Origin of the sequence: Halomonas sp. BMC6 (assembly GCF_964204995.1) — a bacterium.
Lineage (GTDB): Bacteria > Pseudomonadota > Gammaproteobacteria > Pseudomonadales > Halomonadaceae > Vreelandella.
In genome coordinates, this window is the sequence record NZ_CAXNSH010000001.1 from 187,261 (window position 1) to 212,883 (window position 25,623).

The 25,623-nt window shown below is 57.1% G+C and carries 26 protein-coding genes, 3 tRNA genes, 1 rRNA gene and 1 pseudogene; 11 read left to right on the forward strand and 20 right to left on the reverse strand.

Going from position 1 to position 25,623, the window contains the following annotated elements:
• Nucleotides 1-61: 61 nt before the first annotated feature.
• The 3 genes from AB6K10_RS00875 to AB6K10_RS00885 form a co-directional block, all read right to left on the reverse strand.
• Entirely contained in the window at nucleotides 62-727 is a 666-nt protein-coding gene (locus tag AB6K10_RS00875; RefSeq protein ID WP_253017430.1) for a fumarylacetoacetate hydrolase family protein, read from the reverse strand.
• 127 nt (nucleotides 728-854) lie between these two features.
• Complete coding sequence (gene thpD / locus AB6K10_RS00880; RefSeq protein ID WP_159343210.1) at nucleotides 855-1,838, reverse strand: ectoine hydroxylase; 984 nt, start codon at nucleotides 1,836-1,838, stop codon at nucleotides 855-857.
• Between the two features lie 322 nt (nucleotides 1,839-2,160).
• Nucleotides 2,161-2,964 carry a Crp/Fnr family transcriptional regulator gene (locus AB6K10_RS00885; RefSeq protein ID WP_339117769.1) on the reverse strand — a complete coding sequence of 268 codons (804 nt, stop codon included), beginning with the start codon at nucleotides 2,962-2,964 and terminating at the stop codon, nucleotides 2,161-2,163.
• A 428-nt stretch (nucleotides 2,965-3,392) separates the two neighbouring features.
• Here AB6K10_RS00885 and AB6K10_RS00890 point away from each other — a divergent pair, with 428 nt between their 5' ends.
• Nucleotides 3,393-4,685: an ATP-grasp domain-containing protein gene (locus tag AB6K10_RS00890; RefSeq protein ID WP_339117770.1), complete on the forward strand. Its 1,293-nt coding sequence runs from the start codon at nucleotides 3,393-3,395 to the stop codon at nucleotides 4,683-4,685.
• 10 nt (nucleotides 4,686-4,695) lie between these two features.
• Nucleotides 4,696-6,720 carry a CocE/NonD family hydrolase gene (locus tag AB6K10_RS00895; RefSeq protein ID WP_339117771.1) on the forward strand — a complete coding sequence of 675 codons (2,025 nt, stop codon included), beginning with the start codon at nucleotides 4,696-4,698 and terminating at the stop codon, nucleotides 6,718-6,720.
• Nucleotides 6,721-6,873: 153 nt separating this feature from the next.
• Here AB6K10_RS00895 and AB6K10_RS00900 read toward each other — a convergent pair whose 3' ends face one another.
• The 4 genes from AB6K10_RS00900 to AB6K10_RS00915 form a co-directional block, all read right to left on the reverse strand.
• Nucleotides 6,874-7,377, reverse strand: a complete 504-nt coding sequence (locus AB6K10_RS00900) for a ferritin-like domain-containing protein (RefSeq protein ID WP_159343214.1) — start codon at nucleotides 7,375-7,377, stop codon at nucleotides 6,874-6,876.
• A gap of 42 nt (nucleotides 7,378-7,419) precedes the next feature.
• A complete protein-coding gene (locus AB6K10_RS00905) occupies nucleotides 7,420-8,256 on the reverse strand; it encodes a manganese catalase family protein (protein WP_159343215.1) in 837 nt (278 codons plus the stop codon).
• Between the two features lie 52 nt (nucleotides 8,257-8,308).
• Nucleotides 8,309-8,512: a hypothetical protein gene (locus AB6K10_RS00910; protein WP_159343216.1), complete on the reverse strand. Its 204-nt coding sequence runs from the start codon at nucleotides 8,510-8,512 to the stop codon at nucleotides 8,309-8,311.
• Between the two features lie 81 nt (nucleotides 8,513-8,593).
• Nucleotides 8,594-8,875, reverse strand: coding sequence for a general stress protein (locus tag AB6K10_RS00915; RefSeq protein WP_159343217.1), 282 nt, complete (start codon nucleotides 8,873-8,875; stop codon nucleotides 8,594-8,596).
• A 274-nt stretch (nucleotides 8,876-9,149) separates the two neighbouring features.
• Between AB6K10_RS00915 and AB6K10_RS00920 the strand changes: the two genes are divergently transcribed.
• The 3 genes and pseudogenes from AB6K10_RS00920 to AB6K10_RS00930 form a co-directional block, all read left to right on the forward strand.
• Nucleotides 9,150-9,596, forward strand: a complete 447-nt coding sequence (locus AB6K10_RS00920; RefSeq protein WP_339117772.1) for an META domain-containing protein — start codon at nucleotides 9,150-9,152, stop codon at nucleotides 9,594-9,596.
• A 179-nt stretch (nucleotides 9,597-9,775) separates the two neighbouring features.
• A complete protein-coding gene (locus tag AB6K10_RS00925; protein WP_159343219.1) occupies nucleotides 9,776-10,099 on the forward strand; it encodes a DUF4124 domain-containing protein in 324 nt (107 codons plus the stop codon).
• A gap of 114 nt (nucleotides 10,100-10,213) precedes the next feature.
• A pseudogene (locus AB6K10_RS00930) lies at nucleotides 10,214-10,435 on the forward strand (tyrosine-type recombinase/integrase); the annotation flags it as partial.
• Between the two features lie 115 nt (nucleotides 10,436-10,550).
• Here AB6K10_RS00930 and AB6K10_RS00935 read toward each other — a convergent pair.
• The 7 genes from AB6K10_RS00935 to AB6K10_RS00965 all read right to left on the reverse strand — a co-directional run bounded on the left by AB6K10_RS00935 (nucleotide 10,551) and on the right by AB6K10_RS00965 (nucleotide 15,341).
• Nucleotides 10,551-10,626: transfer RNA gene (locus tag AB6K10_RS00935), tRNA-Thr, on the reverse strand.
• Nucleotides 10,627-10,698: 72 nt separating this feature from the next.
• Nucleotides 10,699-10,773, reverse strand: a tRNA-Gln gene (locus AB6K10_RS00940).
• A 6-nt stretch (nucleotides 10,774-10,779) separates the two neighbouring features.
• Nucleotides 10,780-10,855, reverse strand: a tRNA-Phe gene (locus AB6K10_RS00945).
• A gap of 152 nt (nucleotides 10,856-11,007) precedes the next feature.
• Nucleotides 11,008-11,283, reverse strand: a complete 276-nt coding sequence (locus AB6K10_RS00950; RefSeq protein WP_159343220.1) for an oxidative damage protection protein — start codon at nucleotides 11,281-11,283, stop codon at nucleotides 11,008-11,010.
• Between the two features lie 49 nt (nucleotides 11,284-11,332).
• Nucleotides 11,333-12,424 carry an A/G-specific adenine glycosylase gene (gene mutY / locus AB6K10_RS00955; RefSeq protein WP_339117773.1) on the reverse strand — a complete coding sequence of 364 codons (1,092 nt, stop codon included), beginning with the start codon at nucleotides 12,422-12,424 and terminating at the stop codon, nucleotides 11,333-11,335.
• 103 nt (nucleotides 12,425-12,527) lie between these two features.
• Nucleotides 12,528-14,861 carry an AsmA family protein gene (locus AB6K10_RS00960; RefSeq protein ID WP_339117774.1) on the reverse strand — a complete coding sequence of 778 codons (2,334 nt, stop codon included), beginning with the start codon at nucleotides 14,859-14,861 and terminating at the stop codon, nucleotides 12,528-12,530.
• A complete protein-coding gene (locus AB6K10_RS00965) occupies nucleotides 14,862-15,341 on the reverse strand; it encodes an acetyl-CoA sensor PanZ family protein (protein WP_159343223.1) in 480 nt (159 codons plus the stop codon). It abuts the gene before it with no gap.
• A 173-nt stretch (nucleotides 15,342-15,514) separates the two neighbouring features.
• Between AB6K10_RS00965 and hisB the strand changes: the two genes are divergently transcribed.
• From hisB to hisF, 4 genes are all read left to right on the forward strand, one after another.
• Nucleotides 15,515-16,108: an imidazoleglycerol-phosphate dehydratase HisB gene (gene hisB, locus AB6K10_RS00970; protein ID WP_159343224.1), complete on the forward strand. Its 594-nt coding sequence runs from the start codon at nucleotides 15,515-15,517 to the stop codon at nucleotides 16,106-16,108.
• A gap of 79 nt (nucleotides 16,109-16,187) precedes the next feature.
• Nucleotides 16,188-16,829, forward strand: a complete 642-nt coding sequence (gene hisH / locus AB6K10_RS00975; RefSeq protein ID WP_339117775.1) for an imidazole glycerol phosphate synthase subunit HisH — start codon at nucleotides 16,188-16,190, stop codon at nucleotides 16,827-16,829.
• An 11-nt stretch (nucleotides 16,830-16,840) separates the two neighbouring features.
• Entirely contained in the window at nucleotides 16,841-17,587 is a 747-nt protein-coding gene (hisA, locus tag AB6K10_RS00980; RefSeq protein ID WP_159343226.1) for a 1-(5-phosphoribosyl)-5-[(5-phosphoribosylamino)methylideneamino]imidazole-4-carboxamide isomerase, read from the forward strand.
• A complete protein-coding gene (gene hisF, locus AB6K10_RS00985; protein ID WP_253017411.1) occupies nucleotides 17,584-18,357 on the forward strand; it encodes an imidazole glycerol phosphate synthase subunit HisF in 774 nt (257 codons plus the stop codon). The genes hisA and hisF overlap by 4 nt, the downstream gene beginning before the upstream one ends.
• Before the next feature lie 26 nt (nucleotides 18,358-18,383).
• Here hisF and AB6K10_RS00990 read toward each other — a convergent pair whose 3' ends face one another.
• Nucleotides 18,384-18,992 (reverse strand): YjaG family protein, encoded by a 609-nt coding sequence (locus AB6K10_RS00990; protein WP_253017410.1) that lies wholly within the window; start codon nucleotides 18,990-18,992, stop codon nucleotides 18,384-18,386.
• Between the two features lie 155 nt (nucleotides 18,993-19,147).
• Here AB6K10_RS00990 and AB6K10_RS00995 point away from each other — a divergent pair, with 155 nt between their 5' ends.
• Nucleotides 19,148-19,840 carry a type 1 glutamine amidotransferase gene (locus AB6K10_RS00995; RefSeq protein ID WP_339117776.1) on the forward strand — a complete coding sequence of 231 codons (693 nt, stop codon included), beginning with the start codon at nucleotides 19,148-19,150 and terminating at the stop codon, nucleotides 19,838-19,840.
• A 19-nt stretch (nucleotides 19,841-19,859) separates the two neighbouring features.
• On the opposite strand, the gene mnmH is transcribed toward AB6K10_RS00995, so the two are convergent.
• From mnmH to AB6K10_RS01015, 4 genes are all read right to left on the reverse strand, one after another.
• Complete coding sequence (gene mnmH, locus AB6K10_RS01000) at nucleotides 19,860-20,948, reverse strand: tRNA 2-selenouridine(34) synthase MnmH (protein ID WP_339117777.1); 1,089 nt, start codon at nucleotides 20,946-20,948, stop codon at nucleotides 19,860-19,862.
• Nucleotides 20,945-21,982, reverse strand: a complete 1,038-nt coding sequence (selD, locus tag AB6K10_RS01005; RefSeq protein WP_339119583.1) for a selenide, water dikinase SelD — start codon at nucleotides 21,980-21,982, stop codon at nucleotides 20,945-20,947. Before selD ends, mnmH begins: the two co-directional genes overlap by 4 nt.
• A gap of 34 nt (nucleotides 21,983-22,016) precedes the next feature.
• Nucleotides 22,017-23,390 carry a DNA repair protein RadA gene (gene radA / locus AB6K10_RS01010; RefSeq protein WP_339117778.1) on the reverse strand — a complete coding sequence of 458 codons (1,374 nt, stop codon included), beginning with the start codon at nucleotides 23,388-23,390 and terminating at the stop codon, nucleotides 22,017-22,019.
• Nucleotides 23,391-23,491: 101 nt separating this feature from the next.
• Nucleotides 23,492-23,941, reverse strand: coding sequence for a copper resistance protein NlpE N-terminal domain-containing protein (locus AB6K10_RS01015; RefSeq protein WP_044630451.1), 450 nt, complete (start codon nucleotides 23,939-23,941; stop codon nucleotides 23,492-23,494).
• A gap of 183 nt (nucleotides 23,942-24,124) precedes the next feature.
• Here AB6K10_RS01015 and hisC point away from each other — a divergent pair, with 183 nt between their 5' ends.
• Nucleotides 24,125-25,186, forward strand: a complete 1,062-nt coding sequence (hisC, locus tag AB6K10_RS01020; RefSeq protein ID WP_339117779.1) for a histidinol-phosphate transaminase — start codon at nucleotides 24,125-24,127, stop codon at nucleotides 25,184-25,186.
• 212 nt (nucleotides 25,187-25,398) lie between these two features.
• Here the strand turns inward: hisC and rrf are convergent.
• Nucleotides 25,399-25,514, reverse strand: a 5S ribosomal RNA gene (rrf, locus tag AB6K10_RS01025).
• Nucleotides 25,515-25,623 lie beyond the last annotated feature (109 nt).

Genomic DNA, 25,623 nt, shown 5'->3' on the forward strand with positions numbered 1-25,623 from the left:
ATAAAAAAAGCCACCGAGTATCTCGGTGGCTTTTGCGTCACTAGCGAGCAGCTCAGCTGCCTTACTCGACGACGCTGGTGACGATCTCCAGGCCGCCAGTGAGTGTCAAACGCAGCGAGGCCCCACGGGGCAGCTCGCCAACGCCGGCTGGCGTTCCGGTCAAAATCACGTCGCCCGGCTCCAGGGTAAAGTGACGACTCATCTCCGCCACCAGCGTGGGAATGGCAAAAATCATGTCCGCCCCTTCGCCGTGCTGACGCTCTTCACCGTCGATTTCCAAGGTGAAAGCCAGCGCGTTCCAGTTAGGCACGCGGCTCAGCGGCAAAAAAGGCGACAGCGGGCAAGCGCCATCAAAGGCCTTGGCAATTTCCCAAGGGTGACCTTTCTCTTTTAGCTTGGTTTGCACATCGCGCAGGGTGAGATCCATTGCCAAGCCAATACCGGCGATGGCACGCTCGGCTTCATCCTGCGTGGCGTGGGTCAGACGCTCCCCCACCAGCAGCGCCAGCTCGACTTCGTAATGCACATCTCCCCGCGAAAACGGCGGGTCGAGCGGCTTGGTTAAATCCACGACGCTAGTGCCGGGTTTGATGAACAGCAGCGGCTCGCTGGGAACCGGGTTATCCAACTCTTTGGCATGGTCGGCATAGTTGCGGCCGACACAGACGACCTTGCCCAGCGCGTGGGGAAACTCCTGACCATCGGTAAACTGTGGAACAAAACGCATGGCGGGTCTTCTCCTTCTCATTATGCGTGCCGCATTCGCAACGACAGGCGCATTAGTCTACCCCAGCCATGCCCATGTTCCACAGTGTCATCCGCGCATTTCCACTCGGCGTCGACGTTTGAGACGCTTAAGCCTCGGGGTACCCGCGCTCCTCGGGGCCATGCGCCAAGAACGAGGGACGCTGTTTCGGCGCGGCAAACGGCGCGACGCAGCGGTTATCGGGCCGGTTGAACACAAAGAACACGTTGCTGCGCGGGTCTGGCGACAGGTTCGCGTTGGAGGCATGCAACGTGTTGCAGTCGAACAGTAGCAGCCCGCCCGCCTTGCCCTTCGGGGCCTCGATCCCGTACTTGTCGACCAGATGGGTCAACGCTTCCGGGCTAGGAACGCCCACCTCCTGGGCTTTCAACGAGTGCTTATGGTTATCCTCCGGGGTTTCTCCCAGGCAGGGCACGAATTCCATATGCGAGCCAGGGATCAGCATTAGCGGGCCATTGAACTCGTGATTGTCGGTCAAGATCAGCGAAGCGCTGACGGCGTGCATGTTCGGCATGCCGTCTTCGGCGTGCCACGTCTCGAAGTCCGAGTGCCAGTTGAAGCCTTTACCGGCAAAGCCCGGCTTGTAGTTGATACGCGACTGATGCACGTAGGGATCGTCGCCGATGATCTGCCGGGCCGCGCCGGCCACGCGTTCGTCGCTGGCCAATGCCCCCAAGCGTTCAGAGAGCTGATGCACGGCAAACAGCGAGCGAATTTCATGGCTTTCGGGCTCGGTGATGCTGAACGCCTTGTCCCGGTAGGCGTCGTTACTCAACAGCGCGTTCATCTCCTGGCGCAGCGCTTCCAGCTCCTCGCCCTCGATCAGATTGGGGATGAACAGATACCCGTTGCGTTCGAACTCGTCGAGCTGAGCTTGACTCAATGGCCCCGGCAACGTACGCCCTTTTACGACACCATCCTGGCGGGGCTGGGTGAGTGATTCAGGCGCTTGGGCAAGGCGTGTGGGATAGGCATCCGCCACCTTGGCATTGCCCGCCGTGGGCACATCGGCCATCTCGCTGTACTGTTTGTGGGCGGTTACGTTCTTTAGCGGTGTATTGCTGACTGTCATCTAATCCACTCCTTGTATGATTAAACTTCAGTTAAAACGTGTCTCATTTAGAAACACAGCGCAGTAGATAGGGTAGCCAACCCCTCTGCGATTGCAACCTAGGATGTCTCCTTTCATAACGTGGGTTATGACATTTATTCGTGGGCATCTTACAATGCGCCCAGTCGCTGCTGCAAAATACGCTTATAAATTATCGCTATTTCTTATAACTTTAACACTTACTAAATACACCTATCTTGGCAGCCGCCATCAAACAGTCGACCTAAAAAAACCAGAATAGCCTTTTCAAGCGCCACTCTGGTTATTTTAACTCTACAGTGTGCTAACCAAGGCACAAATGCCCGTAAATAAAATCCCGATCAAATCCGGTATTGCGCACCATCTCTTCAGGCTTTAACAACTTCACACTATTGCGTGTTTTGCGTATCAGCTTTTTCTGCTCTAACGCAGTCATACAACGGCTGACATGCACACTCGTCATTCCTAATAACTCTCCTACGACATCTTGCGTTACCGGGAACGAAAACACATTACTGGTTAGCAGACCTTTAAAGTCAAAGCGCGCATACACTTCAAGAAGAAAGTGTGCCACGCGCTCTTCCGACCGATGATGCGTACAACTTCTTAACCGCTCGATAGTAATATTATCGTTCACCATGACATACGACGTAATCGCATTTCGTATTTCCTCATGGTGTTTAAACAGGTCGTGCAAATCATCCACCGATACTTTTTCGAGTTTGCAGTGCGTCAATGAAACGATCACGATATCGTGACTTTCGAAAAAGCTCTCTCGCATGCCGATAATATCACCTGGCATGAAGACATTGCAGATGTCTTGACCGCGGGTACTGGTGGCGTGAGACAGGCTCAACCATCCCTCTTTCACGACAAAGATGTCAGCGCGCCCTTCGCAGAGCGAAAACACCTTTTGATTGCGCCGCAGCTCCACCGGTTTGTGCTTGATATGGGCCAACGACTCCCGAGCCTCGACCCCTAATTCACCATATAGATTCAAGACACCGACAATATCTATACAAGAGCTGTCATCACCGTCGATGCCGTGTAAACCTTTGCGATTTCCATCTTCCACTTGCTTATACTCTTCTGCAGTAATCTTATTCATCTCTACACTCCTTTGTAGTTAGACAAACGCTATACTCACCAGGAACCAGTTATAATACTGATATATAGAAAGGAAGATAACGCGACAGAAATATAGACAAATGCAAATAACTAAACAAGACAGTTTCTATAGCACGCCACCATAAAAGCCAACAAAACATTGATTATTAACATTTGTTAAACTATCGACACCTCATTCTCGTCGGCCGCTTGACGCTAAACTTATATCAACTATCGACCATAACAAAATAAAGAACAAAAAAACCTAGAGACACATTCATGGGTGAATCTTATCAAGTATTCTCGTGATATACATTAATTATCGCCACTTTAAACACCTAAATACTGGAAAGTAAAAAACGTCTTTCATAGGCTCCAGTCTGGGGTTATAGGGATCGATAGCCCACTCAACCATTCAGGGAGTCGCACATGAAACGCAACGTTTTCGTCATTGCTTTAGAAGATAAGCAAACACGCGCCATGCAAACACTGAGAGAGCGCAAGGACTTGGAGATACATGGATTACTAGACGTCAGCACTGCCGTAGAGTCAGATAACGTCTCTTTTAATCATCTGCTGTCACTAGCCAACGAACAACTCACCGCTTACCCCGGCACCGTCGATGCGATCATTGCACAGTGGGACTTTCCCACGAGCGTCATCGTGCCGATTCTCTGTCAGCAGCACCACCTCCCCTCCCCCTCAATCACCAGCGTTTTAAAATGCGAACATAAGTATTGGAGCCGTTTAGAGCAGCAAAAGGTCGTGCCCGACGTGGTCCCCAAGTTTTGCGGCATCGACCCTTTTGCGGAGGACCCACTCTCCCAGGTAACGCTCGATTATCCATTTTGGCTGAAACCAGTGAAGGCGTTCTCTTCTCATTTAGGGTTCAAGATTGAGTCGTCCTTACACTTCGAACAGGCCATTAAGGAAATACGCGCGGGCATCCATCAACTTGGCGATGCCTTTAATGAAGCACTTGCTTATATAGACGTGCCCGAGGAGATTATTCACTTAGATGGCAATGCGTGTATCGCCGAAGAGATCATTAGCGGCGTGCAAGGCGCCCCGGAAGGCTCGGTGTTTAATGGCGAATTTAATATTCACGGCATTATTTCCCAACCTAAAGCCGAGAACTCCATTGCCCTCTTTGATCGCCTGGAGTATCCCAGCAACCTGCCTGAGCACGTTCACCACAAAATGGTGGAAACCGCCAAAACCTTCCTGGCCCATATTGGCTACAACAACGGCTGTTTCAACGTGGAATTCATGTGGGACGAGGCGCGAGAAAAGCTCTGGCTCATCGAAGTCAATACGCGCATTTCGCAATCTCATAGTGAGATTTTCGTCTTGGTCGATGGCATGTCGAATCATGAAATCGCCGTGGATATTGCCCTGGGTCAGCGGCCATCGCTGCTCAACCGTCAGGGGGTCGCGCCCATTGCTGCCAAGTGCTTCATCCCCTTTGCCCACCGCGATGGCGTGGTCAAACGCATTCCCAGCCAGGCAGAGATCGCCGCGCTCAAGGCGCGCTTGCCACATACCGATGTCGTGATCGATGTCGAACCTGGCCAGCAGCTCAGCCACCTGATGCACCAAGATAGTTTCTGCTATCGCCTAGGCACACTCTACATCACCGGCAACACCCACGAGGAGATCGAGCAGAACTACCAGTACTGCCTCGATGTTCTCAACTTCGACATCGAGCCCATCGATGCGTAAGGAGACCAACATGGAGATCGTTGACGATTTCCCCTACCCCATCCGTGAGATCGAAAATCTGTTCATCCCCATGCGCGATGGACAACAGCTAGCGGCCAGGATGTGGCTCCCCGTCACCCCTGACGCCACGCCGTTCCCCGCCATCATGGAGTACATTCCTTATCGTAAGCGCGACGTAACACGGGGCCGTGATGCCAGCAACCACCCCTACCTAGCAGGCCACGGCTATGTGTGTGTGCGGGTGGATATGCGCGGCAGCGGCGATTCCGACGGTGTGCTCACCGACGAGTATACCCAACAAGAGCAGCAGGATGCCGTGGATGCCATCGCTTGGCTGGCCGAGCAGCCCTGGTGCGATGGCCACGTCGGTATGATGGGGATTTCCTGGGGCGGCTTTAATAGCCTGCAAGTGGCGGCCAAACAGCCTCCTGCCCTCAAGGCGATCATCAGCCTGTGCTCGAGCGACGACCTCTATGCCGACAACATGCACTACATGGGCGGCTGCCTTTTGGGAGACAACCTGTCCGAGGCGACCGTGATGTTCGCGTTCAATGCGCTTCCTCCCGATCCAGAGATCGTAGGGGAGCGCTGGCGGGAGATGTGGTTCGACCGTATGGAGCACAGTGGACTATGGATCGACCAGTGGCTGCGTCACCAGCGCCGCGATGCCTACTGGTCCACTAGCTCGGTGGGCGAACACTACGGGGCGATTCAGTGCCCCGTGTATGCCATCGGCGGTTGGGCCGATGGGTTCACCAATACCGTGTTGCGCTTGATGGAGCATCTGGCGGTACCGCGAAAAGGGCTGATTGGCCCTTGGGGGCATAAATATCCCCACCAAGGGATTCCCGGCCCGGCCATCGGTTTTTTACAGGAGGCGCTGCGCTGGTGGGATTACTGGCTGAAAGGTAAGGAGAACGGCATCATGGAGGAGCCGATGCTGCGCGTCTGGCAGCAGGATAGCGTCCCACCGGATAACAGCTACGCCGACCGGCCAGGGCGCTGGCTGAGTGAAGCTCAGTGGCCTTCGCCACGGATTCAAACGCAGCGCTACTACCTTCAGCCCAACCGCTTGACCCTCGAGCCACGCTCCCGTCATACCGCGCCGCCCACCCTCGGCCTGCAATCGCCCATCAGCGTGGGCATGTCGGCGGGCAAATGGTGCTCTTATGCTGCGACGCCCGACCTTCCCGGCGACCAGCGTGAAGAGGATGGCGGCTCGCTGGTATTCAGCAGCGCCCCCCTAGAGGAAGCGCTGGACATCTTCGGCGTGGCGACACTGTCGCTAACGGTTTCCTGCGATCAACCTCAGGCGATGCTAGCGGTGCGCCTTTCTGACGTAGCGCCGGATGGAAAAGCCACCCGTGTCACCTACGGGCTACTCAACCTCACCCATCGAGAGAGCGATGAGTACCCCAGCGACCTAGTGCCAGGCCAACAGTACACAGTGCAGATCTCCATGAACGGCATTGCCCAACGCTTTCCCAAGGGGCATCAGCTTCGCCTGTCGATCTCGACGTCCTACTGGCCATTGGCGTGGCTGTCGCCCGCGCCCGCCCAGGTCGATCTCACCCTGGACGACTGCACGCTCCACCTACCCGTGCGCACCGCCACCGATGATGACAACACCGTTACCTTTGAACCACCCCAAGCGGCCAAACCGCTGTCCATCACCACGCTTGCGCCCAGCCAGCATAACTGGTTGTTGCACCGCGACTTGGCCACCAAACGCTCTACGCTAGAAGTCATCAACGACCAAGGATGCTTTCGCATCGACGATACGGGCACCGAGATTCACCGCAGCGCACGGGAGTACTACAGCACCGTGACCGATGACTTCACCTCCGCCCGTGGCGAGACGCTCACCGAGAGCCACTTCAAGCGCGGCCGTTGGGACACTGAAGTGTATACCCGCACGGTGCTGACCTGCACCGCGTGTCACTTTCTGGTCCACGCCCAGCTAGACGCCTACGAAAACGCCTACCGGGTCTTTTCCAAGAACTGGTCGTCGAAGATTCCTCGCGATCATCTGTAATCATCCCCGCCAGCCCGAGGGCTACACGCACCATCACCGCCCCACGTTGCGATACGTCAGGGGCGGTGTTTAATGGGCGCAAAAAACCCCGGTCAGGGCTACCGGGGAAAAGGGCGTGGCTAGGTGACGCGCTCCGTATAGCGACGCTCGTGGTTACTTCTTGGCCTGCACGTCGTTGTCGTCCGCGCGTGCCAGGAAGGTGCGGGTAGTATCGTCCAGATGCTGATCCAACCAGTCCGCCATGGCCTGCTCCTCTTGCAGAATCTCACGGCACACACGCACCACCTCTGGCTGATTGGCCTGCTCGGCCGCCGCAATCAGCGCCTTGTAGTTGGCAATCTCAAAGCATTCGAAGGCATAGCTCGCAATACCGCCCTTGACCACCTCATCGCCTGCCATCATGCCACCCAGCGACTGGCCAAAGGCCGTCAGCTTACCGCCCATGTCTTTGACGGCAGAGGTGTCGATCCCCAGCTCATTCATCAACCGCTCCAGCTTTTCAGCCTGATGCTCGGTCTCATGAAGATGCTGATCAATGCGGGCGCGCAGCGTCGGGTAGTGCTCGATTCGTTTCGCCTGCGCTTTCAACATCTCTTCCGCCTGCTTTTCCATCGCATGAGCATCGCGTAACCAATCTTCCAAATACTTGGCTTCCATCGTGCGCTCTCCTTGTTCATTCACGGCGTGGGTAAATCGCTCTTACTTGTTGGGGTCGATCTGCTCTTTCTGCGCCCCCGACTTCTCTTTGGCACTGCCCAGGCTCGGCTCTTGGCCTTCGGGCGCAGGCTGATTGCGCACGCTGTACTGGCTGCGACCATCCAGCGATATGCCTTCCGACCAGCGGCCTTTCGGCGCCTCTTTATCCAACAGCGTGTTGAGGTAGTAGTAAGAGTGCTGCATCGCCTCGTTATCTTCCGGCGTAGCGTTGGGAATCGGCAGCTGCTTCTCGAAGCCGCCCAGCTCTTCGATCACCGCCAACCACTGCTGCTGATGGTACGTATCGCGAGCAATCAAGAAGGAGAGAAAATCCTTCATACCGTGATCATCGGTCCAGTTGTACAGGCGCGATGCCAATACGCGGCCACCGGCTTCGGCCGTGGCGTTGGCCAGCATGTCGGCGGCAATATTGCCCGTGGCGTACACGTGGCTCATATCAAACGGCACGCCGTTTGAGTTTACCGGCATGGCTGAAAGGCCTGATGAGAGCAGGTGGCGCGGGTTAGCACCGCCCAGAATGGCATTCATGACCGGGTCTTTGGCCGTGGCCTCTTGGTAGGAGACCGGTGCGCCTTCTAGATTAAGCGCCACTGCGTGGCCCAGCATTTCAATGTGGGATAGCTCTTCGGTGGCGGTGGACATCAGCATATCGCGAATACGATCATCTCCGCGGGCGCCCATCGCCTGGAAGAAGTACTGCATGGCTACACGGATTTCACCTTCGATGCCGCCAATGGCCTGCTGCAGCAACATGGCAAATTCAGGGTTGGGTGTATCGACCTTCACGGGATACTGTAGCTTTCCAGAGTGGTGGAACATAGCGCGACTCTCCTTCATTAATTGCCAGGGAGCGCACTCCCTGGCAACGCATTTAAAGCGTTTGCTTTAACAGCTTCCGTGCTTCATCGGCAATGTCCTCGTAATGCTGAGCGACGCGATCAAAGAACGCTTGCGCATCTTGATCCGACTTCTCTTTCGCATCTTGAGAAAACTGCTGGCTTAGCTGAACACCTTGAGAGGCATGATATAGCGTGCTCACCATATCGAAGTTCTTATCGTTCACCGGACGATTCATCCTTGTCTCCTTGTGCCTTCCGTCTAAACGACGCAAGGCACACTTGAACGTGTAAAGACAAAACAGTGTCGGGTGCGCGCGTTAGCGGTTGTTACCACCGCCACTGTGACTGTTTTCGCCGCCTTTCTTACCGGCTTCCGAGGCACGCTTGGGGTCGTTGGCAAAGTTACCACCGCTGTTTTCACCGCCTTTCTGGCCAATATCCTCGTAAAACTCTTTGCCATGGCTTTCAGCAGTGGCTTCCCCGCCTTTTTGACCGATATCTTGATAAAACTCTTTATCGTGGGTTTTGGCGGTCGTTTCACCACCCTTTTGTCCTGCCTCTTCGCGACTCATTCCATTATCGTTGCGGTTATTCGCCATGATAAATCTCCTTTTCATGAATTCGGCAAAACCAACTCATTTACTCGTACTCGGTGTGTCACTCGAGTAACTTGAGATTAGCCAACCTCACTCTCTTATCAAGCCAACAGAAACACAAAGAAGCATCTTTAATCTTTATAACGGCGTAATCAGATATGTATCAAATAACTTTTCATTGGTGATTGGATAACGAAAGATAAAATAATTGACTAACTCCATCTATTGCCAACACACTTCTTTAAAACATCACCACCCAGAGTAAAAGGCTACCGCCATGCGTATCTCTCTCGCGATTACCGTTACCCTCTGCCTATGGCTAGGCGGCTGCCAACGCCACGTAGCCCAGTACGCACATACCGCCCCAGATGAATCGCTCATCAATACCTACTGGAAGCTACTGACCGTAAACGACGAGCCCGAGGTGGCCGCAGATAACGTTCGCGAAGCGCATATAGTGCTGCACGTGGAACGCACCCGCTTGGCAGGTTCCACCGGCTGCAACACGCTCAGCGGACGCTACCAACACACCGGCCAGCAGCTCACCTTCCATCCCATCGCCACCACGAAAATGGCTTGCCCTACTGCACAAATGCGCAGCGAGCAGGCCATGTTAATTGCCCTTAAGCAAACCAGGCGTTGGAACATTAACGGCAGCCTCCTTGAGTTAACTAACGCCCTTGGAGAACCGCTGGCGGTGCTGAAGGCTGTGCATCTTTATTAGTAGGCATTAAGTAAGGCAAGAAAGTGTCTTGAACGCCGCTACTTTGAATATCGCTTGGCAACTTGATAGAGGTTGATAAGCGCAATCACTTCCAGGCGTTTATTGTCATAACGGGATACCTACACCTAACTATTCTTGATAACATTCCGTTACCGATATTTTCTTAGGGTTCATGGACGATGAAAACACCCGCGCTGATTGCTCTGTTGGTACTGATGCCATTGGCGGCCCACGCTGAAATTTATAAATGCGTCGACAACGGCCACACCACCTTTCAGGACTCCCCCTGTGCGGGCGGCAACTCTGAAACGGTGAATACCAACAACCTCACAATTATTTCCGTGCCTGCGGTATCGTCTCGCCCTGCGGCTTCCCTATCCGCAAATGCTCCCGCCTTCCCACGCATTGCTGTGCCGTACAGAAATCAACATCAAACGGCTCTGGAACTTCGTAATAGTCGAGTTAAGACGCGTGCTCGCTACCCGTTGAGACGTGGCTGGTGAAGTGGGATTCGTAATCACTCTTTATTACAAGCCGCGCTTGTCATAGCTTTCTATAGCTCCCTATATTTTATTTTGTGCAGACCCCACACGCCTTGCTCGCTGTCTGAGGGGGATAGAGGCATAAAGAAACTCAAGATAGAACTACCGGAAGGACAGTTAACCCACGTACTACGTCACATGTGCACGAGTCACTTTATGATGAACGGGGGAAACATCCTGGTGCTGCAGCAAATACTCGGTCATCAGTCGATCACCATGACCATGCGCTATGCACACTTTGCACCGGATCACCTGGAGGAAGCGGCCAAGCTCAATCCCCTCGCCATGCAGGGATGAAAGCTACCGGGTAAAAGTGTCCAACCGTTGGACACTTTATGGACACATACGAAAAAGCCGCCTCGAAAGGCGGCTTCATCATTGTCTCAAATGCTTTGCTTATCAACCACTTAAGTGGTGCCGACACCAGGAGTCGAACCCGGGACCTACTGATTACAAGTCAGTTGCTCTACCAACTGAGCTATGTCGGCGCTTCGCATTTTCTTGAGAACTTGATTGGGTTGCCGTTAGACTAGCCAATCAACAAGAAATCTTGTTGGCAATGGCTGGGGTACCAGGATTCGAACCTGGGAATGCCGATACCAAAAACCGGTGCCTTACCACTTGGCGATACCCCAACGTTGTGGTGGCCAGAGACGGAATCGAACCGCCGACACGGGGATTTTCAATCCCCTGCTCTACCAACTGAGCTATCTGGCCCTTGCCAACGGTGCGTATTAAACCAAAAGCTCCTCTTTTCGTCAACACCTTTGTGAAACTTTCTTTCTAGTCACGTGCTTAGGGCACATCCGGTGTTGAACCAAAAGCGGCAAAGGCCACGCCATTCGTGGCTTTGCGCTGCGTTTCTAGGTTTATGCCTGGCTGGGCGGCACGTATCCTTCGGCTTGGTCGGTGGTTTCGTTATCGAGGAAGCGCTGCATCTGGTCCATCAGATACGCGCGTGCTTCTGGCTCTAACATGTTGAGATGCTTCTCGTTGATTAGGCGGGTTTGTAGTGCCTGCCACTCTTCCCAGGCTTGTTTCGATACCGTGGCCTGAATTTCTTGGCCCTGCTTGCCCGGCAGTGGCGGGAACGGCAGCGCGGGTAGCTCTTGTTGGTACTTGCGGCAGAAAACCGTGTTGCTCATGGTGTGCTCCTATGGCGTGTGTCTGTGAAGGCCAGCGTGTGCTTAACGGCTAAGGCCCAGGGGTCGGGTCTAGGGTAAATGGTGCCAACTGGCTTAACAGCGATTTGACCGGTGCCGCTAAGCCTAACGCAGGCGGATGATTAACGTCATACCATACGCCGCTTTCGCGAACGCCGCTGATTCGTTCGCAGGTAACAGGTTGCGGCGTAATCATCAGCTTAAAGTGGCTGAAGGTGTGGGTGAAGCTGGGCAGCGCAGCGTGGCGCTCGGGGGCTTCGGTGTTGTCTTCTAGCCAGTCGTTGAGTTCACTGTGCCGCTCAAACTGCGGCAGGCTCCATAAACCGCCCCACAGTCCGCTAGGTGGGCGCTGCTCTAGCCACACGCGACCTTGGGGGTCGCGCAGCAACAGCATGATGGTGTCGCGGGTGGGGGTGGCTTTTTTGGGTTTGGATTCCGGGTAGCGCTGCGGCTCGCCTTGGGCGTAGGCGCGGCATACGTCATTGAACGGGCAGATCAGGCAGTCGGGTTTGCTGCGCTTACACAGTGTCGCGCCGAAATCCATCACCGCTTGGGTGTAATCCGCCAGCCGCGTGGTGGGCGTAAAGTAGTCGGCCAGCGCCCACAGCGAGCGTTCTACTGCAGGCTTGCCCGGCCAGCCTGCCACCGCGTGCAGGCGGGTGAGCGAGCGTTTGACGTTGCCATCTAGAATTGCCGCCTGCTGCCCGGTGCTTTGGGCGATGATGGCGCCAGCGGTGGAGCGGCCAATACCGGGTAGCGCCATCAGCGTTTCGACGCTATCGGTGGGTAGCGCGCCGCCATACGCGTCCATGGCGAGCTGAGCCGCTTTGTGCAGGTTGCGAGCACGAGCGTAGTAGCCAAGGCCCGTCCAGTGGTGCAGCACGTCATCCTGGGGCGCGGTGGCCAGGGCTTCCAGCGTGGGGAAGCGGGCCATAAAGCGCTCGAAGTAGGGAATCACTGTAGCCACTTGGGTTTGCTGCAGCATGATTTCAGACACCCACACGCGATAGGCGCTGCGGGGCGACTGCCAGGGCAGGTCGTGGCGGCCATGCTTGTCGAACCAGGTAAGCAGCCGCTGTTGAAACTCTTGCGCCGGTAGGCACGGCGTGGGCATATCGGCCATCGTAATTCCTTAAAACACTCGCTATGAACGACAGCGCCGGCGGTGAGGCCGGCGCGTGCGGTGCGTGTTGTGTTAACGCGGTTAGGCGTTAAGCAGTCTTTGATTAGTTAAACAGGCGACGAATACCGTCACGCAGCTCTTGGCCTGCGCCTTCGCCTAAGCGCTCATCAATACGGTCGATGGATTCATCAATCCGCTCTTCTAGCTCTTCTTCTACACGGCTCCCGGCTTCGTTACGCAGCAGATCGACCACCGATGTTTCAAAGGCGGTGCGGTCGAAACGGCACCACTGGGTTTTGTCATCGCCTACATGGCCTTCACAGCGTACCGGCAGTGGTAGCTGCTGAAGCCGTGGGTTGATCTGGCAAGCGGCATCGGCGGTATCCACCAAGCGGGCGTTGGCTTGGGTGGTGAAGTTAAGGCTGTTGAGGTTGAAATCGCCCTCCCCCTGAACGTCGATCCCCGGCAGGGTAATCAGCAGGTCGTCACTCTCGACGACGCCGTTGCGTACTTGAAACGTCGCGTCGAAACGCTCGAAGCGAGTATCGGGATGCCATTCGCGATCTACCTGCTGACCTTCTAGCTGCGCCACCAGTTCACACATCTCACGGGAGACGTTGGTGCGCAAAATCGCCCCGTCGTTTAGGCGGGCGTTCAGCTCGCCGTTGAGATTGCTGACCAGCACGTCGCGGCGGTTGCCTTGGGTCGTCAGTGCACCCTCCAAGTTGAAGCGACCGCGCAGTGGGGCTTCCTCTTCACTGAAAGTTTCGATCAGCGGTGCCACCTGTACGTTGCTTACGTTAGGCGCAAGCTGCCACTCGAGCACGCTCCCTGTGGCGTCCAGTTGGCCGGTGGCACTCAGTTCTCCTTCATAGAAACGGGACTCGAATGCCGTGAGGCGGTGACGTCCATTCTCGCCGCGCAACGCAAGCTGGGTATCGTCAAAGGTCAACCCGGCGAGCAGCAGTTGGTCGACGCTCAAATCGCCCTGCAGCGTCAGCGTGCTCAACCAAGCTTGCGGCAGCAGCGCTTCGTCACTTTGGGCAAAGGCTTTACGCAGGAGGCCACGGCTAGCCTGCTGGGCGGTGGCCGGGCCAGGCAGGTAGTGATCCAGGTTCAGCGTATCGCCTTCTAGGTTGAAGGTGAGCTGCGTCCCATCCAGTGCAGCGCTAATATCCCCGGTAAAGGTACTGTCATCGACCACCAGCGAGAGGCGCGGCAGCGCAATGCGCGCCAGGCTGCCCTCGACGGGGCTGGTGAGTGCCACGTCACTGAGTGCCGCTTCGCTAGCCGTGTTGAGTGTGACGCCTGTGCGTGCCATCCAGGGCCGAAGCGTAAACGGGGCAGCGGTGAGTTGCCCACTGTACTGGGGAGCATCGAGCAGTTGTTCGACGTTCAGATGGCCGCTCACACGCAGGCCATCCGGCCCGGTGAGCTGCACATCTTTCAACTGGGCGGTTTGAGCGGCAAAGTCGGTCTCCAGCCCGAACGCCAGCGCCAGCGCGAGGCTACCCTGCCAATTTTCAGGGTGGCGCAGCCCGGCTTCCAGTACACCTTCCGTCACGCTGAGCTGTTGATCCGCCAAACGGGCGACGACTTCAGCCGCTTTCAAGCTGAGTTGCTGCGGCTCGCTGGCACCGCCTTGGCGAGTGTGCGTGGTGAGCTGGGTGTTCTCAAAAATGATTTGCTCATCTTCCAGGCCCAGACGCAGGCGTGTCTCCAGATTGACCTCGCTGGACAGATCCGGCGCGCGCTCCAACATTTCGGCATCCAAGCGGTCGTGTTTGGTCACCGTAAACATCGCTTTGAGCGGGAAAGAGCGTACCGGGTTGACATTGGTGCCGGAAATATTCAGCGGCTGTACCCGCCAGAGCGCTTGATTCTGCTCGTCACGGTAGCGAATGTCGGCGTCTTTGACTTCGACACTGGCAATGCTAAGCACCACGGACAAGCTGCCCGCATCGGCATTCGGGCCTGCACTGGCCGGAGCCAAAACGGTCTCGGCAGATTCGTTGTTGTGCTCGGAAAGACGCTCCAACAGCGGCTGCCAATTGCCAGCCCCGTCGGCATTTCTTTCAAGGTTCAGGCGCATGCCATCCAGTGTCAGACCATCCACGGCAATTTCGCCGCGTAGCAGCGGCGCGAACGCGACGCTCACTTCCGCACGATTGATGGCGGCAAACGCGGTATCGTCTTGGGACTGCTCGGGCAGCCAGGCACGGGCCTGTTCGACGCTCACGCCGATGCGCGGGTAGAACGACCACGTGATAGGGCCTTCCAGGGCAAGATTCAGGCCGGTTTGCTCTTCGACCACGGCGGTCAAGCGTGGCTTGAAATCTTCGGGATCCAAAAAGGTGGTGACGTACACCACGGCGGCCACGCCCACAATGGCGAGAATGCCCACTGCCGCCAGCAAAATGCGTAATAGCTGTTTCATTTACCCTTTCCCTTGTGGGTCTAGCTCAACAAACTCACTGGTCGCCGGTAAATCCGGCTCAGAGGACTCATCGGCCATGGGCCGATACCCGAGTTTCGATAGCAACACACGATCCGCTAGTGGCAGTGTCGTCGTGGCAATGCGCAGCACGCGGCCTTCTTGCTTGGCCTGTTCACCCAATAACGCCATTAGACGTGACCCCACACCGCGACGGCGAGTGGTTTTACGCACGCATAGCTCGGAGAGCCACCACGCCCGGTCGTCGGCTGCTTGCACGGCCACTGCGCCTAACAGGCGGTCATTGAAATGCGCGCAGGCAAAAAAGTGCGGCCCGCTCAAATGCTGTTCGATAAAAGGTAAAACCGTGGGGGTGGGCATGCGCTCTTGTGGCGCATCTTCATAGATGCGCACCAGGTCGATGCGCACCTGCTCGTCTGCTTCCCAACGGGCCTGGTCGACATATTGCAGTGTCACCGGCATGGTGAAATCCTCGTTGCCAACGCAGCTAGGCTGCTATGTTTGCGCCGCAAACGGCGGCGACATTCCCCGCATTGTAGCGGATGGGGGCGCCGATTCTCTATAATGGTTGTTTTGGCCGCAGTTGCCGCCCGCCGATTATTCCTCAGAGTGCGCCACGGCGCAGGAGATGCAACATGTCAGCGCGTATTGCCACGGTAAGCCGTGACACCAACGAAACGCAGATTACGGTCAGCGTCAACCTTGACGGCGAAGGCCGCTTGAACTGCGACACTGGCGTTCCGTTTCTCGACCACATGCTGGATCAGGTGGCTCGGCATGGAATGGTAGACCTCGATATTCATGCTAAAGGCGACCTGCATATCGATGATCACCACACCGTCGAAGACTTGGGCATCACCCTGGGCCAGGCATTCAACGAGGCCATTGGCGATAAGCGCGGCATCTACCGCTACGGCCATGCCTACGTACCGCTGGATGAAGCACTGTCTCGCGTGGTGATCGATTTTTCGGGTCGACCCGGCCTGTATATGAACGTCGAGTTCACCCGCGATACCATCGGCCGTATGGACACGCAGCTATTCTGGGAGTTCTTCCAAGGCTTCGTGAATCACGCTCGCGTGACGCTGCATATCGACAACGTGAAAGGCTTTAATGCTCACCATCAGGCCGAAACCATTTTCAAAGCCTTTGGCCGCGCACTGCGCATGGCCGTGGCGGAAGACCCGCGCATGGCTGGGCAAATGCCCTCTACCAAAGGCAGCTTATAATGCCGATCGTTGCGATTAGCGGCGCAGTGGCACGCCTCTCGCCTACGAATCTATCGCCCACGACCTTAAGGAGCGCTTCATGACCATTGCGGTAATCGATTATGGAATGGGCAACCTACACTCTGTGGCTAAGGCGCTTGAGCACGTCACCCATGAGAATGTGATTATCACTCGCGACCCACGGCGTATTCTGGGCGCTACCCGCCTAGTACTGCCCGGCCAGGGCGCGATTCGTGACTGCGTAGGCGAACTTGAGCGTACTGAACTGCGCGAGCTGGTGGACGATATTTTGACCCGCCAAGCTAAACCGCTACTGGGCATTTGTGTGGGCCAGCAGATGCTAATGGAGCGCAGCGAAGAGAATGGCGGCGTGGACTGCTTGGGCTTTTTCCAAGGCAGCGTTGACCGCTTTCCGGCCAATATGCGCGATGCCCAAGAGCAGCGCCTGAAAGTACCGCATATGGGTTGGAACCTAGTGAATCAACACCACGACCACCCGCTCTGGTCAGGCATCGATAATAATGAGCACTTCTATTTCGTGCACAGCTATTACGTGAATGCCAACGACGACGCCCATGTGTTTGGCACCACCCAGTACGGCAGTGTGAGTGCTCACGTAGCGATTGGCCGCGACGCCACCTTTGCCGTGCAGTTCCACCCGGAAAAAAGCTCCCGTGCGGGCCTGCGCCTGCTGGAAAATTTTGTCACCTGGACGCCCTGAGAGGTTTCACTATGTTGGTAATTCCCGCGATTGATCTCAAGGACGGCCAGTGTGTGCGCTTGAAGCAGGGCCGCATGGACGATGCGACCTCCTACGGCGACGACCCGGTCGCCATGGCCGCGCGCTGGGTAGAAGCCGGCGCGCGCCGTTTGCACCTAGTGGATTTGAACGGTGCCTTTGAAGGCAAGCCGGTGAACGGTGAGGCGGTCACCGCCATTGCCCGCGCTTACCCTAACCTGCCGATCCAAATTGGCGGCGGCATCCGCTCGGCAGAGACCATTGAACACTATTTGAGCGCTGGTGTTTCCTACGTGATCATCGGCACCAAAGCGGTCAAAGAGCCTGAGTTTGTGAGTGAGATGTGCCGCGCCTTCCCCGGCCATATTATTGTTGGCCTGGATGCCAAAGATGGTTACGTCGCCACCGACGGCTGGGCAGAAGTCTCCACCGTCAAAGCTACCGAGCTTGCCAAGCGCTTCGCTAACGATGGTGTTTCCAGCATTGTGTACACCGATATTGCCCGCGATGGCATGATGCAGGGGGTCAACGTGGACGCCACCGCCGAACTGGCTCGTGAAGGTGGCCTGCCGGTGATCGCTTCTGGTGGCGTCACTAATTTGGACGACATTCGTGCACTGTGCGACGTCGCCGACAGCGGTATTCTGGGTGCCATTACCGGCCGTGCCATTTATGAAGGCAGCCTGGACGTGGCTGAAGCCCAGCGTTTGAGCGACCAACTCAGCGGAGGTCACGCATGAGCCTAGCCAAGCGGATTATCCCCTGCCTGGACGTAGACGCCGGGCGTGTGGTGAAAGGTGTCAACTTCGTGGGTATACGTGACGCGGGCGACCCGGTAGAGATCGCTCAGCGCTACAACCAGCAGGGTGCCGACGAGATCACCTTTCTCGATATCACCGCCAGCCACGAAGACCGCGCCACCACGGTGGATATGGTCGAGCGCATTGCGGGTGAGGTGTTCATTCCTTTGACCGTGGGCGGCGGCATCCGTACCTGCGACGATATCCGCACCATGCTGAATGCCGGGGCGGACAAGGTCTCGATCAACACCGCGGCAGTGACGAACCCTGAGTTCGTGCGTGAAGCCGCCGAGCGTTTTGGCAGCCAGTGCATTGTGGTGGCGATTGACGCCAAAAAAGTGTCTAAGGAAGGCGAGCCCGACCGCTGGGAGATTTTCACCCACGGCGGCCGCCGCCCCACCGGTCTGGATGCGGTGGAGTGGGCCAAGAAAATGGTCGAGTTTGGCGCAGGCGAGCTGCTACTCACCAGCATGGATCGCGACGGCACCAAGATTGGTTTTGACTTGGGCGTTACCCACGCTATTTCTGAAGCGGTCAGCGTGCCGGTGATTGCTTCCGGCGGCGTCGGCAACTTAGATCACTTGGTCGATGGCGTGCTCAAAGGCGGTGCCGATGCGGTATTGGCCGCGAGTATCTTCCACTTTGGCGAGTACACCATTCCAGAAGCAAAACGCTACATGGCCGAGCGCGGCATCGACATGCGTTTATAAGCCGCGCGGCACTTAGGCTGGGGCGGTTACTCTGCCCCGGCTTCCTCATCCAGTGTTAGCCCCAAATTGCTGATGCCGTTATTGCGCCCAAGCGTGCGAATCTCTTTGAGCGTCGTTTTATTGATCGGACCGCTGACCGCTTCCAGCACCGCGTCTTGGAAGTCGTTTTCGTCTTCCATCAGCGGATGGTCGCGAATGATCAATGCCAATGCTTGAGCATCCACTTCCCCTTCGGTGAGTTCGATGAACGCCCGCACGCCAGCCCGCGAGGTGCGGCTGACATCCAGCACCGCTTCGGGGGATTCGCCTTGCAGCGTATCGAGTAGCGCAGAGATGGACACCACCGCATCCAGCGCCCGACGTGCGCCGAAACTCTCATCACCCTCTGGCGGTTCGCATTCGGCCAGCTTTTCCGCTTGGCGGGCAAAATCGATGCTGGCGTTGGGTACGCTAAGGCGCTCCCATACCAGGTTCAGCACGGTGCGCAGGGTATGCCCATCGCCATGGCCACTGGTTTGCTCGTACAGGGCGTAATTCGGCAGTAGACGCTCACACAGCGCTGCCATGAATGCTTGTTGGGCGGGCAGCGGCAGCAGTTGCAGCCGCTGATAGAATCCTTGGGGTTTAGCCACCATGCTGATGTCCTGAGTCACTCTGTTGGTGAAAGTAAGTGGATGAAACTGAGTTGGCGAAACTGAGTTGGTGAATCGAACACGATGCGTTATCGTCGCACCCACGCGGCGGGCGACCCCCGCAACGCTTGATGTGCTCGGCCGGCGAGGAGATTACCATGCATATTCATCTGCTACAGCACGGCCCTGACCATGGCCCCGCCCGTCTGACCGACTGGCTTGAGAGTATGGGCCATAGTTACACCGTTTTTCATCTTTACGCGGGGGAACTCACGCCCCGCCCAGGGGAGAGCGATGCGCTCATCGTGCTAGATGGCTCGGATGCCCTGTTTAGTGCCCCTCCCGCTTGGCATAAAGCGGAGCGCAAACTAATCAATCGCTACTTGGACGGTCAAAAACCTATTCTGGGCATTGGCCTCGGAGCGTTATGGATCGCGGAAGCGCTTGAGGCGGTCGTCGCCCCTGGCACCTACCCCGAAACCGGCTGGCATACCGTCACTCTAGCCCCGGAAAGCACCTTCGACCTGCCCGAGCAGTTTGAGGCCTTTATGTGGCACCGCCTGGTATTTAGCCTACCCGACGGCGCGCTACCATTAGGCGGCAGTGCCGCGTCCCCGCTGCAAGGGTTTAGCTGGGACGCAGGCCGCGTGGTGGGCCTGCTATGCCACATCGAGACGACTCAAGCGAGTCTCGCGCTGCTGCTCAACGCCTCCGGTCGGCCCACAGCCAAAAGCCCCGCCACGGGGCGCTTTGTGCAAACCGATGAGCAGATTCTAGAAGATCCCACGCGTTTTCAGCGCTTGGCACCGCTGTTGGATCGCGTCATGACCCAGTGGCTCAAACGCGCTTAATCCCCACCTTCGGCGGCCGCTAAGCACTCCACTGTTTAGCGGCAGCAAGACAGCTTTCCCAATCGCCAACGTGCAGTTCCGCTGGTCGACTGCCCTGCTGCTTCTCTAGATGGTAGCGGTAAAGCGGGTCATAATACTCGGTCAGCAGCGGGGCGAGCCACGCCTCATGGGCTTGGATATCCCCGGCGGCATGGGCACGGAAAGCCATGGCCTGCATACGCTGCAAACGCTGTAGCCGGGCATTGCCCAGGCGCTTGGCCAGCCGCTCTAACGCGCTTGCCAACTGACGCTGCATACGCTGCCATCCCTCTTCTGGGCCAAAACGCGCGGTATAACCTTGCTCCAGCGCTTCGATATAGTCGCGACGCAGTTGGTCTAGCCGCCAATCGAGCGGCATTTCGATGCGAATACGCGGGGCCCGCTGCAGGGCGTGCCAAAAATCGAGTGGGAGATTGGCATTGCCAATCTGTCGGGACTCATCTTCCAACACAAGCTTACCCGGCTGCCCAATCAAGCGCTGGGCCAGCGCGTGCTCGAAGTCGATTTGCGTCGTGGGCTCGTCAGGCTGCCGCCCAAACGCGGAGCCTTTATGATTCGCGCAGGCTTCCAAATCAATGCCGTTGGGCAGTTGGTTAATCAGCGTCGTCTTAGCGCAGCCGGTAAGCCCAGCGATCACGAGTATGGGTTGGTGGGCGGCATCATCGATGCGCTGGCAGAGCCGTTGGCGCAACGCCTTCCACCCCCCTTCGATACGCGGGCGGTGCAGCCCAGCGTCGGCCAGCCACCGCTGAGCGATTTGCGAGCGCAGACCGCCACGAAAGCAGTAAATAATCGCATTTGGGTGCTGAGCCAAGTAGCTCTGCCAAGCCGAGACACGGGCTTGCTTCACGTCCCCGCTGACCAACCGTTCACCTAACGCGATGGCCGCCTGCTGGCCCTGCTGCTTGTAGGCAATGCCGACCTGATGACGCTCTTCATCCACCATCAACGGCAAATTGACCGCTCCTGGTAAACTGCCTTGGGCAAACTCGACCGGGGCGCGGACATCGATCAGCGGCGTGTTGGCCGCAATGATCTCAAGAGAAGCCGGCGTGGTCGGCAAGGTCATCCAACCACCTCGATTTTAGCGTCACCCTGGGGCGCTTTCAGGGTGCCGAACGGCTCCAGCGTCAGCCCATGTTCACGGCCAATGCGTTCCACGTCATCTTCCCAGGCAGGGTCGACACTGATCAACAGGCCGCCCGACGTTTGCGGGTCGCACAGCCACTGCCAGTGGGCTTCATCCATGACGGGCAACGCGCTACCCAGGGCGTCGCGATTGCGTACGGTGCCGCCGGGCACGGCCCCTTGGCGACGATAACCCTCCGCTTCGGCGAGCCTTGGCAAACGGCGGAAGTCAATCTCGGCCATCACGCCGCTGGCGCTGCACATTTCGGTGAGATGCCCGGCCAAACCAAAGCCGGTAACATCCGTCATGGCGTTGACGCCCTTCACTTTCGCGAGTGCAACCCCGATGGCGTTGGGTTTGAGCATGGTTTCCCGGGCGAGACCATGGTGCCCGGCGTCCAGCAAGCCGCGCTTTTCGGCCGTAGTGAGCATCCCGACACCAAGCGGCTTGGTGAGAAACAGCAGATCGCCGGGCTTGGCTTGGCTGTTGAGCTTCAAATGCCCGAGATCCACTAACCCGTTCACGGCTAAGCCAAACATCGGCTCTGGGGCATCGATGGAGTGACCGCCGGCCAAGGCAATACCCAGCTCGCGGCAGACGGCTTGGGCACCCGCTACCACATCACCGGCGATTTCTGGGCCAAGTTTATCCAGCGGCCAGCCCAAAATGCCGAGCGCCATGACCGGCGTGCCTCCCATGGCGTACACATCGCTAATGGCATTGGTCGCGGCGATGCGGCCAAAATCAAAGGGGTCGTCGACGATGGGCATGAAGAAGTCGGTGGTCGCAATCATGCCGCGACCATCGCCCAAGTCATAGACGGCGGCATCTTCACGGCCTTGATTGCCCACGATCAGCCGCTGGTGCCCGGCTGCCGGTCCGGCTTTGGCGAGAATGCCATCGAGAATATCCGGGGCGATCTTGCAGCCGCAGCCCGCTCCGTGGCTATATTGGGTCAATCGAATCGAACTCATCATCCCTCTCCTTTTTAGATAAGCATAGCCGAAGTTACAGCGCTTCTAGCGCATCGCTCAATTTGTCCACGGGTATCACTTCCATGCCTTTGGGTGCCTGCTTGGGAGCGTTGGCACGCGGTACGATGGCGCGAAGAAAACCGTGTTTGGCCGCTTCCGCAATCCGCTCTTGGCCGCTGGGTACCGGGCGAATCTCGCCGGATAAACCCACTTCCCCAAACACCACGAGCTCTTTCGGTAAAGCGCGGTTTTGCAGACTCGACACGACCGCCAAGAGCACGGCAAGATCAGCACTGGTCTCCAGCACTTTGACACCGCCCACGACATTGAGGAACACATCCTGGTCACCGGTAAACAGCCCACCGTGACGGTTCAAGACGGCAAGCAGCATCGCTAAGCGGTTCTGATCGACCCCCACGGCCACGCGGCGCGGGTTGCCCAGCGCTGATTCATCCACCAGCGCCTGGACCTCTACGAGAATGGGGCGCGTACCCTCCCACACCACCATGACGAGGCTGCCCGGCGCTTGCTCCTCTTGGCGCGAAAGGAAGATCGCGCTGGGGTTTTTTACCTCTTTCAGCCCCTGCTCCAGCATGGCGAACACGCCCAGTTCGTTAACCGCGCCGAAGCGGTTTTTCTGGCCGCGCAGGGTGCGAAAGCGGGAGTCGGCGCCGCCTTCCAGCAGCAGAGAAGCATCAATCATATGCTCTAATACTTTGGGGCCCGCCAACGTGCCGTCTTTGGTGACGTGGCCCACCAGTAGCAGCACGGTATTGGTCTGCTTGGCAAAGCGGGTGAGCGCGGCGGCAGATTCGCGTACCTGGGCAACGCCACCAGGGGCAGAGCTGATATCCTCCAAATGCATGGTTTGGATGGAATCAATCACCAGTATTTCCGGTTTCTCCCGCTCGGCCACCGCGAGGATCGTCTCTACGCTGGTTTCCGCTAGCATCTTCAGGCCGTTGGTGGGTAGCTGCAGGCGGTGGGCCCGCATGGCCACCTGGGAAAGCGATTCCTCCCCCGTGACGTAGAGAATACGCCGCTGCTGGGCAAGCTTACAGGCGGTTTGCAGCAGCAGTGTCGACTTACCAGCCCCTGGGTTGCCGCCCAGAAGTACCGCAGACCCAGGCACCAAACCACCGCCTAGTACTCGGTCGAACTCAGCAAAGGTGGAGGTCAGCCTGGGAACTTCGCTTAAATCGACATTGCTAAGATCCACCACGTCTCGGGAAAGGTCGCCTGCGTAACCGGCTCTTCCTGCCGTCGAGGTGCCGCTACCCGGCCGGGCGCTTGTCAGCTTGACCTCCGTCAGCGTATTCCACTCTTGGCAGCTCGTACACTGGCCCTGCCATTTACGGTACTCTGCACCGCATTCGGTGCAGACAAAGGCACTTTTCGCTTTTGCCACTGCCTGTTTGCTCCTTCTCTTGCGTCACGTACTAAAGGCTAGAAGAGTGCTCAGAAATGCAAAAGGCGGCCAGTGGCCGCCTTCGAGCGTCGCGTAAGGTCTTACTGACGCTGTAGCTGCAGCATCTCGCCATTTTCGAAACGGCGGCGCTCAGGGTCGATCAGCTCCAAGGTACGCTCATCGATACGCTGGAAGTAGTAGATTTGGCCGTCGCCGTTCGGCGTCAGCTCGTAGACCGTCGCATCGGGGTCAGAGGGCGTACCGGTCAACACTTCCCAGTTACCGGCATAGTTCTCGTCCGGCGGTGTCTGGGGGTGATTACGGTAGGTGGCATCCAGGGTGAACGTACGCTCTTCTGGAGCACTCATCTCTTCGCCTACCAACGTGACATCCAGGTCAATGCCGTCACAGTTACGGCAAGGCAGTGTGCCTTGATAGTTAGCCTGTGATGCGGTCATACCTGCATCTTCGCGCTGATCCGTTGGTCCAGCTGCACAGCCCGCCAACAGTGCCAACATAGCCGAACCGGCTAGCAAACTCCTGAATTGCATTGGGTGTCTCCTTATCGTGTTGGACATACATTTCTTTCGCGCGCTTATGACAGCATAACCGCTACAAGGTGCGACGCCCACCCCTACGCAAACAGTTATCGTCTAGCTCATGGGAATGCTTGCGCTCTTGCGGCCATCAGGCGACCATGGTGCGATTACCGTTAGGATAATCAGGTTACGCTCATGAGCCAATATTGGAGCCCTGCCGTTAGGGAACTGACGCCTTACGTGCCGGGTGAACAGCCCCGCGAACGCGTTATCAAACTCAACACCAACGAAAACCCTTACCCGCCCGCTCCCGGGGTAAGTGATGCGCTGCGCCATTATGCCACCGATCATCTGCGCCTTTACCCTGATCCCACCTCGCTGGCGTTGCGAGAAACGTTGGCAGAGACGTATGGCGTCAGCGTAGCGGAAACCTTCGTCGGGAATGGCTCCGACGAGGTGTTGGCCTTCGCTTTTCAGGCTTTTTTCTGCCAAGGCGCTCCGCTGGATGTGCCGTCGATCACTTACAGCTTCTACCCGGTTTATGCCAATCTGTACGGCGTGGCGTTGCGTAAGCACGCCCTCAACGACCAGTGGGAAGTCGACTTAGAAGCTTTGGCAAGCGCCTCCGAGCGTGCCGGAGTGATTTTTGCTAACCCTAATGCACCGACCGGGCACGCCCACCCCCTCGCCAATATCGAAGCGCTGCTGAAACGCGTGACGGATCGCGTGGTGCTGGTCGACGAAGCTTACGTCGATTTTGGCGCAGAGAGCGCGGTGGCACTGGTCGAGCGTTATCCCAACCTGCTGGTCACCGGTACGTTTTCAAAGTCACGCAGCTTGGCCGGGCTTCGCCTGGGCTACGCAATTGGCTCGCCAGAGCTGATCGAGGGCTTACAGCGAGTGAAGGACTCGTTCAACTCCTACCCGGTCGACAGTCTGGCCAGCATCGTAGGTATCGAAGCACTAAAGGATACCCAACACTTCGACGCCTGCCGAAACAACGTAATCACCACCCGGGAGCGCACACGTCAGCGCTTGGAAGCCCTTGGGTTCGAAGTACTCCCCTCTAAGGCTAACTTCCTGCTGGCCCAACACCCCGATGTTGCCGGAGCGCAGCTGTTTGCAGGGCTTCGTGAGCGAGGTATTTTGGTACGCCACTTCAATACCGAGCTACTCAACAACTTCCTGCGCATCTCTATCGGCACCGATGACGAGATGGATAGCTTTATCGAAGCGCTTGAAGCTCTTTGCGGTTAATAGCTCACCATACTACTGGAGCACTGAGTGCTTGAACGCAAAAACCCAGCCAAGTGGCTGGGTTTTTATTGAGCGGTGCACATTTTCTGTTTGACGCGGCATTCACACAACCCAAAAGCCCCGAGCACAGGGTGCCCGGGGCTGGTCATGGTGCGTTTTCGAGCGCGCAACAAAAAACCCAGCCGTTTGGCTGGGTTCTTTGTGATATAAGTGCCTGACGATGACCTACTCTCGCATGGGGAGACCCCACACTACCATCGGCGCTAAGCGGTTTCACTTCTGAGTTCGGCAAGGGATCAGGTGGTTCACGCGTGCTATGGTCGTCAGGCGTAACAGGTAATGCATATCATGCTGAGTATTGTGTGATCGTCTCTTGTCCGTCAGCGCCTTGGCTGGCGGATGCGTATCCGGTTCTCTGAGTGGCAATCCACTCGATC

Coding starts and splice junctions, on each gene's coding strand:
- AB6K10_RS00950 (WP_159343220.1), bottom strand. CDS start 11,283: ATGAGCAACACGGTTTTCTGCCGCAAGTACCAACAAGAGCTACCCGCG.
- mnmH (WP_339117777.1), bottom strand. CDS start 20,948: ATGACCTTGCCGACCACGCCGGCTTCTCTTGAGATCATTGCGGCCAAC.
- AB6K10_RS01015 (WP_044630451.1), bottom strand. CDS start 23,941: ATGCAATTCAGGAGTTTGCTAGCCGGTTCGGCTATGTTGGCACTGTTG.
- mutY (WP_339117773.1), bottom strand. CDS start 12,424: ATGGCCGATATGCCCACGCCGTGCCTACCGGCGCAAGAGTTTCAACAG.
- AB6K10_RS00915 (WP_159343217.1), bottom strand. CDS start 8,875: ATGGCGAATAACCGCAACGATAATGGAATGAGTCGCGAAGAGGCAGGA.
- AB6K10_RS00910 (WP_159343216.1), bottom strand. CDS start 8,512: ATGAATCGTCCGGTGAACGATAAGAACTTCGATATGGTGAGCACGCTA.
- thpD (WP_159343210.1), bottom strand. CDS start 1,838: ATGACAGTCAGCAATACACCGCTAAAGAACGTAACCGCCCACAAACAG.
- AB6K10_RS00885 (WP_339117769.1), bottom strand. CDS start 2,964: ATGAATAAGATTACTGCAGAAGAGTATAAGCAAGTGGAAGATGGAAAT.
- AB6K10_RS00960 (WP_339117774.1), bottom strand. CDS start 14,861: ATGAAACAGCTATTACGCATTTTGCTGGCGGCAGTGGGCATTCTCGCC.
- AB6K10_RS00875 (WP_253017430.1), bottom strand. CDS start 727: ATGCGTTTTGTTCCACAGTTTACCGATGGTCAGGAGTTTCCCCACGCG.
- AB6K10_RS00905 (WP_159343215.1), bottom strand. CDS start 8,256: ATGTTCCACCACTCTGGAAAGCTACAGTATCCCGTGAAGGTCGATACA.
- AB6K10_RS00990 (WP_253017410.1), bottom strand. CDS start 18,992: ATGGTGGCTAAACCCCAAGGATTCTATCAGCGGCTGCAACTGCTGCCG.
- AB6K10_RS00920 (WP_339117772.1), top strand. CDS start 9,150: ATGCGTATCTCTCTCGCGATTACCGTTACCCTCTGCCTATGGCTAGGC.
- AB6K10_RS00895 (WP_339117771.1), top strand. CDS start 4,696: ATGGAGATCGTTGACGATTTCCCCTACCCCATCCGTGAGATCGAAAAT.
- hisB (WP_159343224.1), top strand. CDS start 15,515: ATGTCAGCGCGTATTGCCACGGTAAGCCGTGACACCAACGAAACGCAG.
- AB6K10_RS00900 (WP_159343214.1), bottom strand. CDS start 7,377: ATGGAAGCCAAGTATTTGGAAGATTGGTTACGCGATGCTCATGCGATG.
- AB6K10_RS00925 (WP_159343219.1), top strand. CDS start 9,776: ATGAAAACACCCGCGCTGATTGCTCTGTTGGTACTGATGCCATTGGCG.
- selD (WP_339119583.1), bottom strand. CDS start 21,982: ATGAGTTCGATTCGATTGACCCAATATAGCCACGGAGCGGGCTGCGGC.
- hisC (WP_339117779.1), top strand. CDS start 24,125: ATGAGCCAATATTGGAGCCCTGCCGTTAGGGAACTGACGCCTTACGTG.
- AB6K10_RS00965 (WP_159343223.1), bottom strand. CDS start 15,341: ATGCCGGTGACACTGCAATATGTCGACCAGGCCCGTTGGGAAGCAGAC.
- AB6K10_RS00995 (WP_339117776.1), top strand. CDS start 19,148: ATGCATATTCATCTGCTACAGCACGGCCCTGACCATGGCCCCGCCCGT.
- hisH (WP_339117775.1), top strand. CDS start 16,188: ATGACCATTGCGGTAATCGATTATGGAATGGGCAACCTACACTCTGTG.
- hisF (WP_253017411.1), top strand. CDS start 17,584: ATGAGCCTAGCCAAGCGGATTATCCCCTGCCTGGACGTAGACGCCGGG.
- AB6K10_RS00890 (WP_339117770.1), top strand. CDS start 3,393: ATGAAACGCAACGTTTTCGTCATTGCTTTAGAAGATAAGCAAACACGC.
- hisA (WP_159343226.1), top strand. CDS start 16,841: ATGTTGGTAATTCCCGCGATTGATCTCAAGGACGGCCAGTGTGTGCGC.